The organism is Luteimonas sp. MC1782 (assembly GCF_014164605.1).
In the GTDB taxonomy this organism is placed as follows: domain Bacteria; phylum Pseudomonadota; class Gammaproteobacteria; order Xanthomonadales; family Xanthomonadaceae; genus Luteimonas.
This window is the reverse complement of sequence record NZ_JACJFT010000001.1, coordinates 1,064,017-1,078,358: the sequence shown is the minus strand read 5'-3', so window position 1 is coordinate 1,078,358 and position 14,342 is coordinate 1,064,017. Positions and strand designations below refer to the sequence as shown.

Annotated in this window: 12 protein-coding genes and 1 tRNA gene; 7 read left to right on the top strand and 6 right to left on the bottom strand. The window is 68.3% G+C overall.

The annotated features are described in order from the left end of the window. Positions 1–12: 12 nt before the first annotated feature. From ileS to ispH, 3 genes are read left to right on the top strand one after another with little or no spacing between them, the layout of a single operon-like run. On the top strand, positions 13–2,811 hold the full coding sequence (gene ileS / locus H5368_RS05085) for an isoleucine--tRNA ligase (protein ID WP_220486567.1): 2,799 nt from the start codon (positions 13–15) through the stop codon (positions 2,809–2,811). Further along, entirely contained in the window at positions 2,802–3,299 is a 498-nt protein-coding gene (gene lspA, locus H5368_RS05080) for a signal peptidase II (RefSeq protein WP_182821980.1), read from the top strand. Before ileS ends, lspA begins: the two co-directional genes overlap by 10 nt. Before the next feature lie 57 nt (positions 3,300–3,356). Continuing rightward, positions 3,357–4,307, top strand: coding sequence for a 4-hydroxy-3-methylbut-2-enyl diphosphate reductase (gene ispH, locus H5368_RS05075; RefSeq protein ID WP_182821978.1), 951 nt, complete (start codon positions 3,357–3,359; stop codon positions 4,305–4,307). 503 nt (positions 4,308–4,810) lie between these two features. Here the strand turns inward: ispH and H5368_RS05070 are convergent. Then, positions 4,811–5,041: a hypothetical protein gene (locus tag H5368_RS05070; protein WP_182821975.1), complete on the bottom strand. Its 231-nt coding sequence runs from the start codon at positions 5,039–5,041 to the stop codon at positions 4,811–4,813. A gap of 73 nt (positions 5,042–5,114) precedes the next feature. Between H5368_RS05070 and H5368_RS05065 the strand changes: the two genes are divergently transcribed. Beyond that, on the top strand, positions 5,115–5,354 hold the full coding sequence (locus tag H5368_RS05065) for a hypothetical protein (protein WP_182821973.1): 240 nt from the start codon (positions 5,115–5,117) through the stop codon (positions 5,352–5,354). 1,903 nt (positions 5,355–7,257) lie between these two features. Here H5368_RS05065 and H5368_RS05060 read toward each other — a convergent pair. The 4 genes from H5368_RS05060 to H5368_RS05045 form a co-directional block, all read right to left on the bottom strand. Beyond that, positions 7,258–7,530, bottom strand: a complete 273-nt coding sequence (locus tag H5368_RS05060) for a hypothetical protein (protein WP_182821971.1) — start codon at positions 7,528–7,530, stop codon at positions 7,258–7,260. Continuing rightward, entirely contained in the window at positions 7,527–7,736 is a 210-nt protein-coding gene (locus H5368_RS05055) for an AlpA family phage regulatory protein (RefSeq protein ID WP_182821968.1), read from the bottom strand. The genes H5368_RS05060 and H5368_RS05055 overlap by 4 nt, the downstream gene beginning before the upstream one ends. A 593-nt stretch (positions 7,737–8,329) precedes the next feature. Further along, complete coding sequence (locus tag H5368_RS05050) at positions 8,330–9,556, bottom strand: integrase arm-type DNA-binding domain-containing protein (protein ID WP_182821966.1); 1,227 nt, start codon at positions 9,554–9,556, stop codon at positions 8,330–8,332. 176 nt (positions 9,557–9,732) lie between these two features. Beyond that, positions 9,733–9,808 (bottom strand) — tRNA-Thr (locus H5368_RS05045). A 124-nt stretch (positions 9,809–9,932) separates the two neighbouring features. Between H5368_RS05045 and radA the strand changes: the two genes are divergently transcribed. Further along, the gene (radA, locus tag H5368_RS05040; RefSeq protein WP_182821964.1) at positions 9,933–11,315 is read left to right on the top strand and encodes a DNA repair protein RadA; all 1,383 of its coding nucleotides are present in this window, start codon (positions 9,933–9,935) and stop codon (positions 11,313–11,315) included. Between the two features lie 12 nt (positions 11,316–11,327). Here the strand turns inward: radA and ccsA are convergent, their stop codons facing one another. Continuing rightward, positions 11,328–12,119: a cytochrome c biogenesis protein CcsA gene (gene ccsA, locus H5368_RS05035; RefSeq protein WP_182821962.1), complete on the bottom strand. Its 792-nt coding sequence runs from the start codon at positions 12,117–12,119 to the stop codon at positions 11,328–11,330. Positions 12,120–12,198: 79 nt separating this feature from the next. Between ccsA and ffh the strand changes: the two genes are divergently transcribed. Together ffh and H5368_RS05025 are read left to right on the top strand one after the other, a co-directional pair. Continuing rightward, positions 12,199–13,566 (top strand): signal recognition particle protein, encoded by a 1,368-nt coding sequence (gene ffh / locus H5368_RS05030; RefSeq protein ID WP_182821960.1) that lies wholly within the window; start codon positions 12,199–12,201, stop codon positions 13,564–13,566. A gap of 22 nt (positions 13,567–13,588) precedes the next feature. Further along, entirely contained in the window at positions 13,589–14,341 is a 753-nt protein-coding gene (locus H5368_RS05025) for an aminotransferase class IV (RefSeq protein WP_182821958.1), read from the top strand. Position 14,342: the final 1 nt, after the last annotated feature.

Below are 14,342 nucleotides of genomic sequence, written 5' to 3'. Positions count from 1 at the left end.
ACCGCGTTCCCGATGCGCGGCGACCTGCCCAAGCGGGAGCCGGACACGCTGGCGCGCTGGGAGGCCGAAGGGCTGTACACACGACTGCGCGAGCACGCCGCGGGTCGGCCTAAGTTCGTACTGCACGACGGTCCGCCGTATGCCAATGGGGCCATCCACCTCGGGCATGCGGTCAACAAGATCCTCAAGGACATCATCGTCCGCTCGAAGACCGTCGCCGGGTTCGACGCGCCGTACATTCCCGGCTGGGACTGCCACGGGCTGCCGATCGAGATCGCGATCGAGAAGAAGCACGGCAAGGTCGGCGTGAAGCTCGACGCCACCGCGTTCCGCCAGGCCTGCCGCGACTACGCGCTGTCGCAGATCGAACTGCAGATGCGCGATTTCAAGCGCTTGGGCGTGCTCGGCGATTGGGACAACCCGTACCTCACGCTCGACCCGAAGTTCGAGGCCGACGAGATGCGCGCGCTCGCCAGGGTGGTCGACAACGGCCACCTCTTGCGTGGCGTGAAGCCGGTCTACTGGTGTTTCGACTGCGGCTCGGCGCTGGCCGAGGCGGAGATCGAATATCAGGACAAGCAGTCGCCCGCGGTCGACGTGGCGTACCGGGCGCGTGATGCGCAGGCACTGGCGCGGGCCTTTGGCACCGAGGTGCCCGGGGACGTCGAGATCGCGGTGCCGATCTGGACGACCACGCCGTGGACGCTGCCGGCATCGCTGGCGGTGGCGGTGGGCGCGGCGCTGGACTACACACTTGTCGAGGGCCCGCTGGTCGAAGGGCCGGCGCACGGCGGCCAGCGCCGCTGGCTGGTGCTGGCCTCGGGCCTCGAGGCGAAGGCGCTTGCACGCTACGGCGTGGACGAGGTGGCCGTGCACGGTCATGCCCCGGGCAGCGCGCTCGAAGGCCAGCTGCTGGCGCACCCGTTCTACGCCGAGCGCGACATCCCGCTGATCCTCGGCGAGCACGTGACCGCCGAGGATGGCACCGGCGCGGTGCACACCGCTCCCGGGCATGGCCAGGAGGACTTCGTGGCGGCGCGGCAGTACGGGCTGGTCGAGAAGTACACGGCGGCGCAGCTCAACCCGGTCGACGGCCGCGGCGTGTACCTGCCGTCGACGCCGGCGGCGGACGGCGTGGCGCTCGCCGGCACGCACATCTGGAAGGCCAACGACGCAATCGTGGAGGTGCTGCGCTCGAACTGTGCCCTGCTCGCGCACGCCGGCCTGCAGCACAGCTACCCGCACTGCTGGCGCCACCGCACGCCGGTGGTGTTCCGCGCCACGCCGCAGTGGTTCATCTCCATGGACCAGGCGGGGCTGCGCCGCAACGCGCTCGCCGCCATCCAGGGCGTGGAGTGGTTCCCCGCCTGGGGCGAGGCCCGCATCGCCGGCATGGTCGAGGGCCGGCCCGACTGGACGATCTCGCGCCAGCGCACCTGGGGCGTGCCGATCGCGTTGTTCGTGCACCGCGAGAGCGGCGAGCCGCACCCGCGCTCCAGCGAACTGATGCGCGCCGCCGCCGACCGCGTCGAGGCGGGCGGCATCGATGCCTGGTACGACCTCGATCCGGCCGAACTGCTGGGCGACGAGGCCGGTGACTACGACCGCATCACCGACATCCTCGACGTCTGGTTCGATTCCGGCGTGACCCACGAGTGCGTGCTGGCGGCGCGCGACATCGGCAAGCCGGCCGACCTGTACCTGGAAGGCTCGGACCAGCATCGCGGCTGGTTCCAGTCGTCGCTGCTCACCGGCATCGCGATCGACGGCGCCGCGCCGTACCGGCAATGCCTGACCCACGGCTTCACGGTCGACGAGAACGGCCGCAAGATGTCGAAGTCGCTCGGCAACGGCATCGAGCCGCAGGAAATCATGAAGACGCTGGGCGCGGACATCCTGCGCCTGTGGATCGCGTCGGCCGACTACAGCAACGAGATGTCGCTGTCCAAGGAGATCCTCAAGCGCAACGCCGACGCCTACCGCCGCATCCGCAACACCGCGCGCTTCCTGCTCGGCAACCTGCATGGCTTCGACCCGGTGCGCGACCTGCGCCCGCTGGACGACATGGTGGCGCTGGACCGCTGGATCGTGCACCGCGCGTGGGAAGTGCAGGAGAAGATCGTGGCCGCGTACGCGCGCTACGACTTCGCGGAAATCATCCAGGCCCTGCTCAATTTCTGCAGCGTCGACCTGGGCTCGCTGTACCTCGACGTCACCAAGGACCGGCTGTACACCATGCCGGAAGACTCGCGCGGCCGCCGCAGCGCGCAGAGCGCGATGTACCGCATCACCGAGGCCTTCGTGCGCTGGATCGCGCCGGTGCTGGCGTTCACCGCCGACGAGATGTGGAGCCACCTGCCCGGCGCGCGCGAGGACAACGTGCTGTTCGCCACCTGGTACGACGGCCTTGCGCCGATGGCCGACGATGCGCCGATGTCGGCGCGCGCGTTCGACGAACTGCTGCGCCTGCGAGAGCAGGTCTCCAAGGTGCTCGAGCCGATGCGCGCCAGCGGCGTGATCGGCGCCGCGCTGGAAGCCGAGATCACGCTCGCCTGCGGCGTTGCCGACCAGAACCGGCTGTCGCCGCTGCTCGACGAGCTGCGTTTCCTGCTGATCAGCGGCGATGTCGCACTGGTGGTCGACGACGGCGCCACCGACATCGGCGTCAGTGCGACGCCCACCAGCAAGCCCAAGTGCGTCCGCTGCTGGCAGCATCGCGGCGACATCGGCAGCGTCTCCGCGCATCCGCTGCTGTGCACGCGCTGCGCCGGCAACGTCGACGGCAACGCGGAGGATCGCCAATGGTTCTGAAGCCCGCACGCAACGCGCTGCCATGGCTGCTGCTGTCGGCGCTGGTGATCGTGCTCGACCAGCTGAGCAAGCAGTGGGTGCTCACCAGCCTTCCGGAGTACACGGCCATCCCGGTGGTCGAAGGGTTCTGGAACTGGTACCGCACCTACAACACCGGCGCGGCGTTCAGCTTCCTGTCCGATGCCGGCGGCTGGCAGAAGTGGTTCTTCAGCATCCTGGCCTTCGGCATCAGCGGCCTGCTGGCGGTATGGCTGTCGCGCACCCCGCGCGGCGACTGGCGCACGGCGCTGCCGTTCGCGCTGGTCATCGGCGGCGCGATCGGCAACGTCATCGACCGGCTGGTGCATGGCCATGTCATCGATTTCATCCAGTGGCACTGGCGCGGCCATTTCTGGCCCGCATTCAACATCGCCGATGCCGCGATCGTCGGCGGCGCGATCGGCATCGCCCTGTTCGGGCTGCTCGCCCCGAAGGCAACGGCCCCCTGACGGCGCCCCTCCCGCGCAGGCGGGGAAGGGTCACGTTCGCGGCGGTACAATGGCGGCATGGATATCGTGCTCGCCAACCCCCGTGGTTTCTGCGCCGGCGTGGACCGCGCCATCGAAATCGTCAAGCGTGCCATCGAGACGCTCGGCGCGCCGATCTACGTACGCCACGAGGTGGTGCACAACCGCTACGTGGTCGACGACCTGAAAAAGCGGGGTGCCATCTTCGTCGAGGAGCTCGACGAGGTGCCCGATGGCAACACCGTGATCTTCAGCGCCCACGGCGTCTCGCAGGCGGTGCGCCAGGAAGCCGACCGGCGCGGCCTGAAGGTGTTCGATGCCACCTGTCCGCTGGTGACCAAGGTGCACCTCGAGGTCGCGCGCCAATGCCGCGCCGGGCGCGACGTGGTGCTGATCGGCCATGCGGGTCATCCGGAGGTCGAAGGCACCATGGGCCAGTGGAACAGGGAACGCGGCAGCGGGCGCATCTACCTGGTCGAAGACGTCGCCGACGCCGCCGTGCTCGAGGTCTCGCAGCCCGGAAACCTGGCCTACACCACGCAGACCACGCTGTCGGTGGACGACACCCGCAGCGTCATCGAGGCCCTGCGCCTGCGCTTCCCGGCGATCCAGGGGCCGAAGAACGACGACATCTGCTACGCCACCCAGAACCGCCAGGATGCCGTGCGCGCGCTGGCGTCGCAGTGCGACCTGGTGCTGGTGGTCGGTTCGCCGAACAGCTCGAATTCCAACCGCCTGCGCGAACTCGCCGAACGCGACGGCGTCGAGGCCTACCTGATCGACGGTGCCGACGAGATCGACGTGCGCTGGGTCGAGGGTCGCCGCCACATCGGCGTGACCGCGGGCGCGTCGGCGCCCGACGTGCTGGTCGAAGGCGTGCTGGCGCGGCTGCGCGAGCTCGGCGCCCAGGGCATCCGCGAGCTGTCCGGCGAGCCGGAGAACATGGTGTTCGCCCTGCCCAAGGAACTGCGCCTGCGGCTGGTGGAGTAGGGCGCGCAACCGGGCCTCCCCGGCGTAGCCTGGCTCGCGCAACAAAAAGGCCGCCCGAAGGCGGCCTTTTTGCGTCGTTGGTGCCGGAAATAGGCTCCGAAAGACGGCCTGTAGGCTAGCAACTGCGCGGGCCTCGGCAAGAAGGCTCCGGGCTTTGCCCCCAAATCTGCCCCCACACGGTCGCCGCTAGGGGTGTCATGGCGGCGGCTTCCGCTCCGGCGGGAGATGCTTCCACCAGTCTTTGCGCCCGCGTCCTTTCCGGCGCGCGTCCTCTTTTGCCTGCGCCTCTGCCTTCTCTTCCCGCGTGCGCGTATCCCGCAGCGTGAGGTGCCCGAAAGGTTCACCCGTAGGCTTCGGCGGGGCCGGCTTGTCGTGGTCGTCTGGCATCGGCTCAGGATAGCGACGGCGGTCGCAGTAGCCGCGACGGTACGGGCCTACGCTGCCCCCATGCCAGCAACGTCCGGCCAGGGCGGCCGTCGCACGGATTGCGGCGGTGCTGGCAACTACTCACCGCAAGGCTCATCGTCGCCAGGGATCAGGCCGGCATCGCGCAGAAGGCATTGCAGCGCAGTCCACACGTGCTCCCGGTGCTCTATGCCTGCGTCCTCTAGAATTTCGTCCGCAATACCAGCGAACGCATCCATTTGGTCCTTTTCGTCGAACGTCAGGATCTCCGTCATCTGCTCTCGCAGGGCCGCGATCCGCGCGTCGAGTTTTTCTAGCGACTGGGGCATGGCCGGCTCCGGTAGGCGTCGGCGGGAACGTAGGGTCGCGCGGGTTGCGACCGGGTGAAGGTACGGTGCCGCCATGCTCCCCGAAGGCTTCCAGTGGCGCGTAGACGCCGACAACGAACCAGCCATGTTCCTCGGCGGGCAGCGGGTCGCCTTTCTCACTCGCGTTGACTCAGGCTGGCGTATCGGGATCAATCCGACGCTCATCACCCGGCGCTACGTGTTCCGGCCCACGGAAGCCACGGCGCGCGGCTACGTCGAAGCGTGGGCGCACAAGTGGAAGGACAGGCTGCGGGAAGAATACGGGACCGACTAGACGCAACGGCGCGGGGCACCTCGCGTGCTGGCCATAGCGATAACGCGCGGCTTAGGCGGCGGTCTGCGGGCTGAACTTGGCAGCGATTTTCGGGCCTTGGAGTCGGTCGGCTCGTGAGTCGAGTTTTGCGGACGCATGAAAAAAGCTAGGTGGGCGGATTCCGAGGCCGGTGGGCTGGACCTCCGACCACCCCCCCCTTTACGGCGAGCCTGCCGCAGCTTCGCTAGGACGCGGGCCTTGCCGGCGTTCGCCCCATCCCCCGTAGGCCATAGGCCGCCAGGGGATAAACAAACGGCAGAAATGTTGCGGTTTGCCCCTGCGCGACTGGCGACCGGTGCTAGATGGCGACCGCCCGACAGTTCCACCATGCCCCCCCGGTGGCCTTGCGCGTGCGCGCACCTGGTCGCAAAACCCGCCCCGTGCCCTCGCGTGCGCGCGCGTACTGGTCCACAAACTCCTAGGCCGGCCTCGCGTGCGTGCGCGTATTGGTCACCAACTCTCGACCTACCTCGCGTGCGTGCGCGGAACGCTCAGCATCGCCTCGCCTTACCTCTCGCCAGGGCAGAACCCTAGCCAGGACGGGAAGCCGGCCTATGCCCCATGCCAGCACCCGAAATGATCCTAGCGGCCTACCATGACCCGGTGCCGCCCCTATGGACGGCCCTGCCATCCTCGCCGCCCGACGCGCAGCGGCAGGTGATGCCCGCGCCGCCGCTTTCTTGCCGATGTTCGCCCGGTGGCATCGGCCACGGGTCGCCGTGCTGAACTCTAATTGCTCTCTAAAATAGACAGCCCCCGCCGTGTCAGCAGCGGGGGCCGGGTCTAGCAACGTCACCGCAAGGTTACCGCCAGGTCGCCGTCCTCCATGGTGACGGAATACTCCGGTTCACCCGCCCGGAACAGTCCGCCTCTACGCCACCAACCTTGCACCCCACTGGTAAGAATCTAGAAAGGTGTTCGGAATCCGTACTAGGCGACTTGTCCAACGCCGTCCAGATGGCTACGGAATCCGTATCGGCTACGGGGGCTTTACGGGGCCATCGCTTCGGAATCCGTACCCATCGACTTCGGAATCCGTACTGGCCTTCCGTTTTCGCGGTGCCGGCTTGTAGGGCACCTTTGGCCCTTTCCAGTCACCCGGCGGGGTTACGGTTGGCGACACTTCCAGCCGCCGCCCGCAGTCGTCGATGGCGTTCCAGCTCAGGGCAAACAAGCTGGGACCATGCAGGCCGCCTTGCCGGGTCAACAGCAGCAGCCCGTAGTGCCGCAGCTCCCGCAGCGCGCGCGTCCGGGTTTCCGGTGCATAGCCCGGAACGATTGCAGCCGCCGCGCATAGGTCGCCGTTGTTGCGCCCGTGGTACTGGCGGGCCAGGTCACACAGCAGCTTGATTGCCGTCCCCGAACACAGTCGCCACGCATCCGAGTCCAGGACGGCATGGGGAAGCGGCGCAAACGTTCCGCCCTCCCGCCGCCCCTTGTGCCGCACCCGGCTACGCGGCTTCACCGTATGCCCCGCGCGCTGCATGGTGACCCGTCGCCATCATTGCCCCCGCCGTCCTCAGGGCATCGCTAGGCGTAGGCGGTGCATCCATGACAGCGCCGCCCCGCCCTTGCGCCAGGCGTTGCCCCGCCGCCATGCGGGAACCGCTACGCGCCGCCTCTCGTACGCGCTTCCGCACGCGCTCCCATCGTGCGGCCACCTGCGGGCCTATGGTCGCCAGCCTATCCACCAGCGCCGTAGACAGCGCCGCCCTTAGACGCGGCTCCCCGCCGTCTTTGGCAAGCTCACACAGCAGGCCGCAGACGCGTTCGCCGTCGAGGTGACGCGTCCGCCGCCAGTCGTGGGCCAGCGGGCACACTGGCGCGCTGCATCCTTCCCAGCGGGGGCAGTCACGCGGGCCGATCACCGTGGCACCTCGCCAGCGAGCGCAGCGCGCGCCGCCTCCAGCAGGTCCGCCGCCTCCACTACTCCGGGCCGGGGATCGTCGGTTGCCAGCGCACAATCCTGGAAGTAGTCGCGGGCTGCATCCATTAGCGCCGCCGCCGCAAATAGCGCCACCTGCTCGGTGCGGCTATGCTCTGCCTTGCCGACGCCCACCGCGTTTGCACCTGCCCCCTGCATCCCGTCCGCCGCCAAGCTGTCCGGGGTCAGGGGGTTTTCATTGGGCCGTTTCATTCCGACGGCCTCCCGCTACCCGTGGCGTCTATCAGCGCGCGGATATCTTCGGCTCGCCACGCGGTGCAACGCGTCCCGATCTGTACCGCTGGCGGGAAGCGGCCAGCGCGCACGCCAGCCCACCAGGTAGAACGGGAAACGGGGTACAGGGTCAGGACTTCAGGCAGTCGCAGGAAGCCGGTTTCTGGCAAGCCGGCGCGCTTCACGCCACCACCGCCCGCGCCGCGATTCGCTGAAGTTCCGCATCTGGTATCAGCGTTCGCCGCCCCAGCCGTGCGACCTGGATACGACCTGCGGAGATTTCCGCATACAGCCAACTGCGCCCCATCGAAAGATGCTTACAAGCCCCGTCAATGGAGTGCAGCAGCGGACGCTCGGCAACACTATCCCGTCTCGCGATTTGCGAGTCTTCGTGAATCGTCATCGTATAAAGACCTCGTTTAGAGGCCGGGGGCTTGCGTGGATCGTCCTGGGGTGTCCAGAATGACCTCGCCGGTCCGCCGGCCCATTGCCTACCAATGGAACCTTAGGCCCCTGCCGCGCTAACGGTGGGGGCCTTTTTCATGGCCCCCTCGGGGTTTCGATTCCGCTATTTCAGGCGCTTGCAGTAGCAGTTAGATATGCGCCTGTGGAACCAACACGATTACGCCAGTGCCGCGGACGGTATCGAACACTGCGGCCATTCAACAACCACTGGACCCTTGCTGGCGGGTTCTGTGCGACGAAGTCCGTGTGGACACATTGCCATAGTTGCGTGCGCGGACAAATGCGTCCCGTCGGGCTAGGTGCGGCTGTTAGGTCAGGACGCCTTGCGAATGGCGACCACGTTTCCGCCTACACGCAGGTTGTCCAGATAGTCGGCCCACGCCTGCATCATTACGCGCCGCTCCGGCAGGTGCGCGGTGCGGTTGTAGGCACGGCCGTTCGGGTCGCGTACCGCGTGCGCCAACTGGTGTTCTATGTAGTCGGGCCGGAAGCCTAGGACTTCATCAAGAATCGTCCGCGCCATCGCGCGGAACCCGTGGCCGGTCATGGTGTCGGGGCCATAGCCCAGTGCGCGAAGTGCGGCGTTGACGGTGTTCTCAGACATTGGCCGGCCCTTGCCGCGCTCGCTTGGAAAGACGTACTCACCACGCCCGGTCAACGGTTGCAGGCCGCGCAGGACTTCTACGGCTTGCGTGGACAGCGGCACGATATGCGGGGTGCCGGTTTTGCTCGCTGTGAAGCGCCATTCCGCCGCGTCTAGGTCAATCTCCGCCCATCGCGCAGTGCGCAGCTCGCCGGGCCGCACAAACACCAGCGGGGCCACCTTCAACGCGGCTTGCACTACCGGCCCGCCCTGATAGCCCCACAGTGCGCGCAGCAGCGGGGCCACGGTCGCGGGGTCAGTCAGACTTGCGAAGTGTCCGCCCTTGACTGGCGTCAATGCCCCCAGCAGGTCGCGGGCAGGGTTGCCGGTATTGCGTCCGGTGGCGATGCCGTAGCGGAACACCTGCCCAGCGAAGGCGCGCGCCCGATGCGTTGTCTCGCCGCCGCGTGCTTCGATCTTGCGCAGGGCTGCCAGCAGCAGCGGGCCATCTACGGCGGCAATCGGCATGTTCGCGATAGGCGACAGGTAGCCCAGCAGGCGCGTGGCGCGCTCCTGTGACGTTACGGACAGCTTCCCGCCTCGCTGCGCCATCATCTCCGTCGCCACGGCTGCGAAAGTGTTTGCAGCCCTATCCACCGTGGCCGCTTTTTCCGCTTTGCGTTGCTCGCCGGGATCAATGCCGGCCGCCAGCAGCGTACGCCCCGCTGCGTGCCGCTCACGGGCAGCGGCTAGCGTCACGTCGGGATATGCCCCTAGCGCCAGCCGCTTTTCCTTGCCGGCGTGGCGGTACTTCCAGCGCCACAGCTTCCCGCCCGTAGGCATGACCTCCAGGTACAGCCCGCCAGCATCGGCAAGCTTGTACGGCTTGCCGGTTTCGCCCTTGTCAGGATGAATGCCGGGCTTGGCCTTGCGGATGGCAACGTCGCTTAGGGGCATGGGGCATCCTCATTGGGGGCATGCGGGGCATCGCACCTGCCCCTTGCCCCCACATATGCCCCCGCTTGGGGGCAGATTGCAATGGATGCTTTCGGACGTTACCGGACAGCGGGCAACAAAAAACCCGCATTTCTGCGGGCTTTCTGGACTTTCTCGGCCCTCGCGGGACGGTCATATGGTGCCGGAAATAGGAATCGAACCTACGACCTACGCATTACGAATGCGCCGCTCTACCAACTGAGCTATTCCGGCGTGGCCGCGCATTGTAGGGCGTGCGGACGCATGCGGTCAAAGCGCGTCTATCGCGGCGCCGCGTCTCGCCCGGCGCGACCGGTCGCCGCTATCCTGCGCCCTCTCCATCACCCACGGGATGTCCATGGCCAAGGCGCGCACCGCCTACGTCTGCACCGAATGCGGCGCCGATTCCAGCAAGTGGCAGGGCCAGTGCGGCGCCTGCGGGGCCTGGGACACCGTGTCGGAGATCGTGCTGGAGCCGGCCTCCGCGGCCAAGGCGTCGTCGCCCGCGCGCCGCGGCGGCTGGGCCGGCAAGGTCGAAGCGCCGCAGGTCACCGCGCTCAAGGACGTGCGCCACCACGAGGACGAGCGCGTCTCGACCGGCATCGGCGAATTCGACCGCGTGCTCGGCGGCGGACTGGTGGAAGGGGCTGTGGTGCTGGTGGGTGGCGATCCCGGCATCGGCAAGTCCACTCTGCTGCTGCAGGCCATGGCCAGCATGTCGGCCACGCTGCCGGGGCTGTATGTGACTGGCGAGGAGTCGCTGGCCCAGGTGGCCGGTCGCGCCGCGCGCCTCGGCCTGCCGCTCGACGGCCTGAGCGCCCTGGCCGAAACCGGCGTGGAGAACATCCTCGGCCATGCCGCCAAGCTGCGGCCCCGGGTGATCGTTGCCGACTCGGTGCAGACCCTGTGGACGGAATCGATGACCGCCGCGCCGGGATCGGTCGGGCAGGTGCGCGAGTCGGCGGCGCGCCTGGTGCGCTACGCCAAGGAGACCGGCACCGCCGTATTCCTGGTCGGCCATGTCACCAAGGAGGGCGGCATCGCCGGCCCGCGCGTGCTCGAACACATGGTCGACGCGGTGCTGTACTTCGAAGGCGACAGCGGCAGCCGTTTCCGGGTGCTGCGCGCGTTCAAGAACCGCTTCGGCGCCGTCAACGAGCTTGGCGTGTTCGCGATGGGCGACAAGGGGCTGAAGGAAGTACCGAACCCGTCCGCGATCTTCCTGTCGGGCGCGACGCGCCAGCCCGGGAGCTGCGTGATGGTCACGCGCGAAGGCACGCGGCCGCTGCTGGTCGAGGTGCAGGCGCTGGTCGACGCCTCGCCGCTGTCCAATCCGCGGCGCGTGGCGGTGGGCCTGGAGCAGAACCGGCTGGCGATGCTGCTGGCGGTCCTGCACCGGCACGGCGGCGTCATGGTCGGCGACCAGGACGTGTTCGTGAACGTGGTCGGCGGCATCCGCGTGCAGGAGACCGCGGCCGACCTGCCGGTGCTGCTGGCCGTGCTGTCGTCGCTGCGCGACCAGCCCTTGGCGGACAAGACCATCGCGTTCGGCGAGGTCGGACTGTCGGGCGAGATCCGCCCGGTGCCCAACGGCGAGGAGCGCCTCAAGGAAGCCGCCACGCACGGCTTCAAGCGCGCGATCGTGCCCAAGGCCAACGCGCCGCGGGCGGGTGCCTACAAGGGTATGGAGGTGGTGGCCGTGGAGCGCCTGTCGGACGCGATCAGCGCCGCGTCGGACTAGGCTGCCCCGGCATCAACCCCGGCCGAGCACCATCTCCAGCACGAACTTGCTGCCAAAGAACGCCAGCACCAGCAGAACCATCGCCGCAAGGGTCCAGCGCACGGCGATCGCCCCGCGCCAGCCGCGCCGCCAGCGGCCGACCAGCAGCGCGCCAAAGGCCAGCCACGACAGCACGCTCAGCACCGACTTGTGCACCAGGTGCTGGGCGAAGAAATCGTCCACGAACACCAGCCCGGTGAGCAGCGTGGCAGTGAGCAGCACGAAGCCGACGCCGATGGTGCGGAACAACAGGGTTTCCAGTTCCACCATCGGCGGCAGCACGCGCAGCCAGCCGTGGAATTCGCGTCGGCGCAGGCTGCGCTCCTGCAGCCACAGCATGACCGCCAGCACCGCGGCGACGGCGAGCGTGGCGTAGGCGAGCAGCGCGGAACCGGCGTGCATGCGCAGCGGCAGCGAAAGCCGCGCGCCGCCGGCGTTGTCGCCATGCTGGCTGGCCCAGGCCAGCAGCGAGGCCATCGCGATCGGGAACACCACTACCCCCAGCGCCGCCATCCGCCCGCGCGCGCCGTACCCGGTCGTCAGCGCCGCCATGCCGAGCCCGACCAGCGACAGCGCGGCATGGAAATGCAGGTCGACGCCAGCGGCGGCATGCCAGTCGATGGCGTGCGCGACGGCATGCGCGATCACCGCCGCGGCCGCGAACGGCAGCCAGCCGCGTCCCACGGACGGCCCCCGGCGCAGGGCGCGTACCAGCAGCGCGGTCGCAAGGGCGTACAGCAGGGCCGCGATGAGAATCGATGTCATCGCACAAGTGTAGGCCAATCATGGCCGCCCGCAGGGTGCCGGTATACTGGCCGGCCCTCCCGTTGCGCGGTCGCATTCCATGTTCGAGTCCCTCACCCAGCGCCTGTCCGGCACCATCGAGCGCCTGCGTGGCCGTGGACGGCTGACCGAGGAGAACATCCGCGAAGCCACCCGCGAAGTGCGCATCGCGCTGCTCGAGGCCGACGTCGCGCTGCCGGTGGTGCAGGCGCTGATCGAACGCATCAAGGTGCGCGCAGTCGGCCAGGAAGTCCTGAAGTCGCTGACCCCGGGCCAGGCGCTGATCAAGGTCGTGCGCGACGAGCTCACCACGGTGATGGGCGCGCAGGCATCCGACCTCAACCTCAACGTGCCCGCGCCGGCGGTGGTGCTGATGGCCGGCCTGCAGGGCGCGGGCAAGACCACGACCGTCGGCAAGCTCGCCAAGCTGTTGAAGGAAAAGCGCAAGAAGAAGGTGATGGTGGTCAGCGCCGACGTCTACCGTCCGGCCGCGATCGAACAGCTGAAGACGCTGGCCGAACAGGTCGACGTGCGCTTCTTCGCATCCGACGCCTCGCAGAAGCCCGTGGACATCGTGCGCGCCGCGATCGACGACGCGCGGAAATCCTTCATCGATGTGCTGCTGGTCGATACCGCGGGCCGGCTTGCGATCGACGAAGCGATGATGGCCGAGATCAAGGCCCTGCACGCCGCCGTCAACCCGGTCGAGACCCTGTTCGTGGTCGACGCGATGACCGGCCAGGACGCGGCCAACACCGCCAAGGCCTTCAGCGAAGCGCTGCCGCTGACCGGCGTGGTGCTCACCAAGACCGATGGCGACGCGCGCGGCGGCGCCGCGCTCAGCGTGCGCTACATCACCGGCAAGCCGATCAAGTTCATCGGCACCGGCGAGAAGGTCGACGGCCTGGACGTGTTCCACCCGGACCGCATCGCCAGCCGCATCCTCGACATGGGCGACGTGCTGTCGCTGGTCGAGCAGGTGGAAGGCCAGGTCGACAAGGACAAGGCGCAGAAGCTCGCCGAGAAGGTCGCCAAGGGCAAGAAGTTCGACCTCAACGACATGCGCGACCAGCTCGAGCAGATGCAGGGCATGGGCGGCATCCATGGCCTGATGGACAAGCTCCCGGGCATGGCCAAGATTTCCGACGAGGTCAAGAACCAGGTCACCGGCCGCGAAGTGCCGCGCATGGTCGCGATCATCGGTTCGATGACCAAGAAGGAACGCCGCAACCCGGCCCTGCTCAACGGCTCGCGCCGCAAGCGCATCGCCGCGGGTTCCGGCGTGACGCCTGCCGACGTCAACAAGCTGATGAAGCAGTACCAGCAGATGGAAAAAATGATGGCCAAGCTGGGCCGCGGCGGCATGAAGGGCATGATGCGCGGCCTGCAGGGCATGATGGGCGGCCGCGGCGCGATGCCGTTCCGCTGAGGCCGGCGCTGCAGCCAGCCTGATGGACGCGCCGGCGCACCCCGGGCACTTCACCAGCTTCCAGGTGCGCGAAGGCACGGTGCGCGGGCTTGACCTGCACCTCGCGCGCCTTGAAGGTGCGACCCGTTCAATGTTCGGCTACAGCCTGGATCTTGCGGGCTTGCGCAGCCGGATCCGGGAGGCGATTGCCGGCGACGCCGCGCAGGCCTGCACCGTGCGTGTAGTGGTCGCAGGTGCGCAGGGCGCACGCGTGCAAGGTGCTGCCGATGCCGGTGATGCACCGATGACCCGCATCGAGATCGAAGGTCCGCGTGAACCCGGCGGCCACGCACTGCGCCTGCAGTCGCGGTGCCTGCAGCGCGTCGATCCGCACCTCAAGCACCTCGCCATCGCGCCCCAACTGGACGCGCGAAGGGAAGCGCAGGCGGAGGGCTTCGACGATGCGCTCCTGGTCGACCGTGGCGGGCTGGTGGCGGAAGGCAGCTTCTGGAATATCGGCTTCGGCGGCCGTGCCGGCATCACCTGGCCCGTCGCCCCCGCGCTGCGCGGCGTGAGCGAACGCCTGCTGCAGGCGCGCCTGGCGGCACGGGGTGTCGTGCAGCAGGCCATGCCGGTGCGGCTGGATGCGCTGGGTGCGTTCGATTTCGCGTTCGCGACCAACTCGCGCGGGTTGCAGGACATCGGGTCGATCGATGGCCATGCCTTCCGCGGCGATCCAGGATCGGCCGCCGGCGTGCGCGCCGCTTTCGCGACCATTGCCTGGCAGGTGGTCTGAA

Coding starts and splice junctions, on each gene's coding strand:
- ileS (WP_220486567.1), top strand. CDS start 13: ATGCGCGGCGACCTGCCCAAGCGGGAGCCGGACACGCTGGCGCGCTGG.
- lspA (WP_182821980.1), top strand. CDS start 2,802: ATGGTTCTGAAGCCCGCACGCAACGCGCTGCCATGGCTGCTGCTGTCG.
- ispH (WP_182821978.1), top strand. CDS start 3,357: ATGGATATCGTGCTCGCCAACCCCCGTGGTTTCTGCGCCGGCGTGGAC.
- H5368_RS05070 (WP_182821975.1), bottom strand. CDS start 5,041: ATGCCCCAGTCGCTAGAAAAACTCGACGCGCGGATCGCGGCCCTGCGA.
- H5368_RS05065 (WP_182821973.1), top strand. CDS start 5,115: ATGCTCCCCGAAGGCTTCCAGTGGCGCGTAGACGCCGACAACGAACCA.
- H5368_RS05060 (WP_182821971.1), bottom strand. CDS start 7,530: ATGAAACGGCCCAATGAAAACCCCCTGACCCCGGACAGCTTGGCGGCG.
- H5368_RS05050 (WP_182821966.1), bottom strand. CDS start 9,556: ATGCCCCTAAGCGACGTTGCCATCCGCAAGGCCAAGCCCGGCATTCAT.
- radA (WP_182821964.1), top strand. CDS start 9,933: ATGGCCAAGGCGCGCACCGCCTACGTCTGCACCGAATGCGGCGCCGAT.
- ccsA (WP_182821962.1), bottom strand. CDS start 12,119: ATGACATCGATTCTCATCGCGGCCCTGCTGTACGCCCTTGCGACCGCG.
- ffh (WP_182821960.1), top strand. CDS start 12,199: ATGTTCGAGTCCCTCACCCAGCGCCTGTCCGGCACCATCGAGCGCCTG.
- H5368_RS05025 (WP_182821958.1), top strand. CDS start 13,589: ATGGACGCGCCGGCGCACCCCGGGCACTTCACCAGCTTCCAGGTGCGC.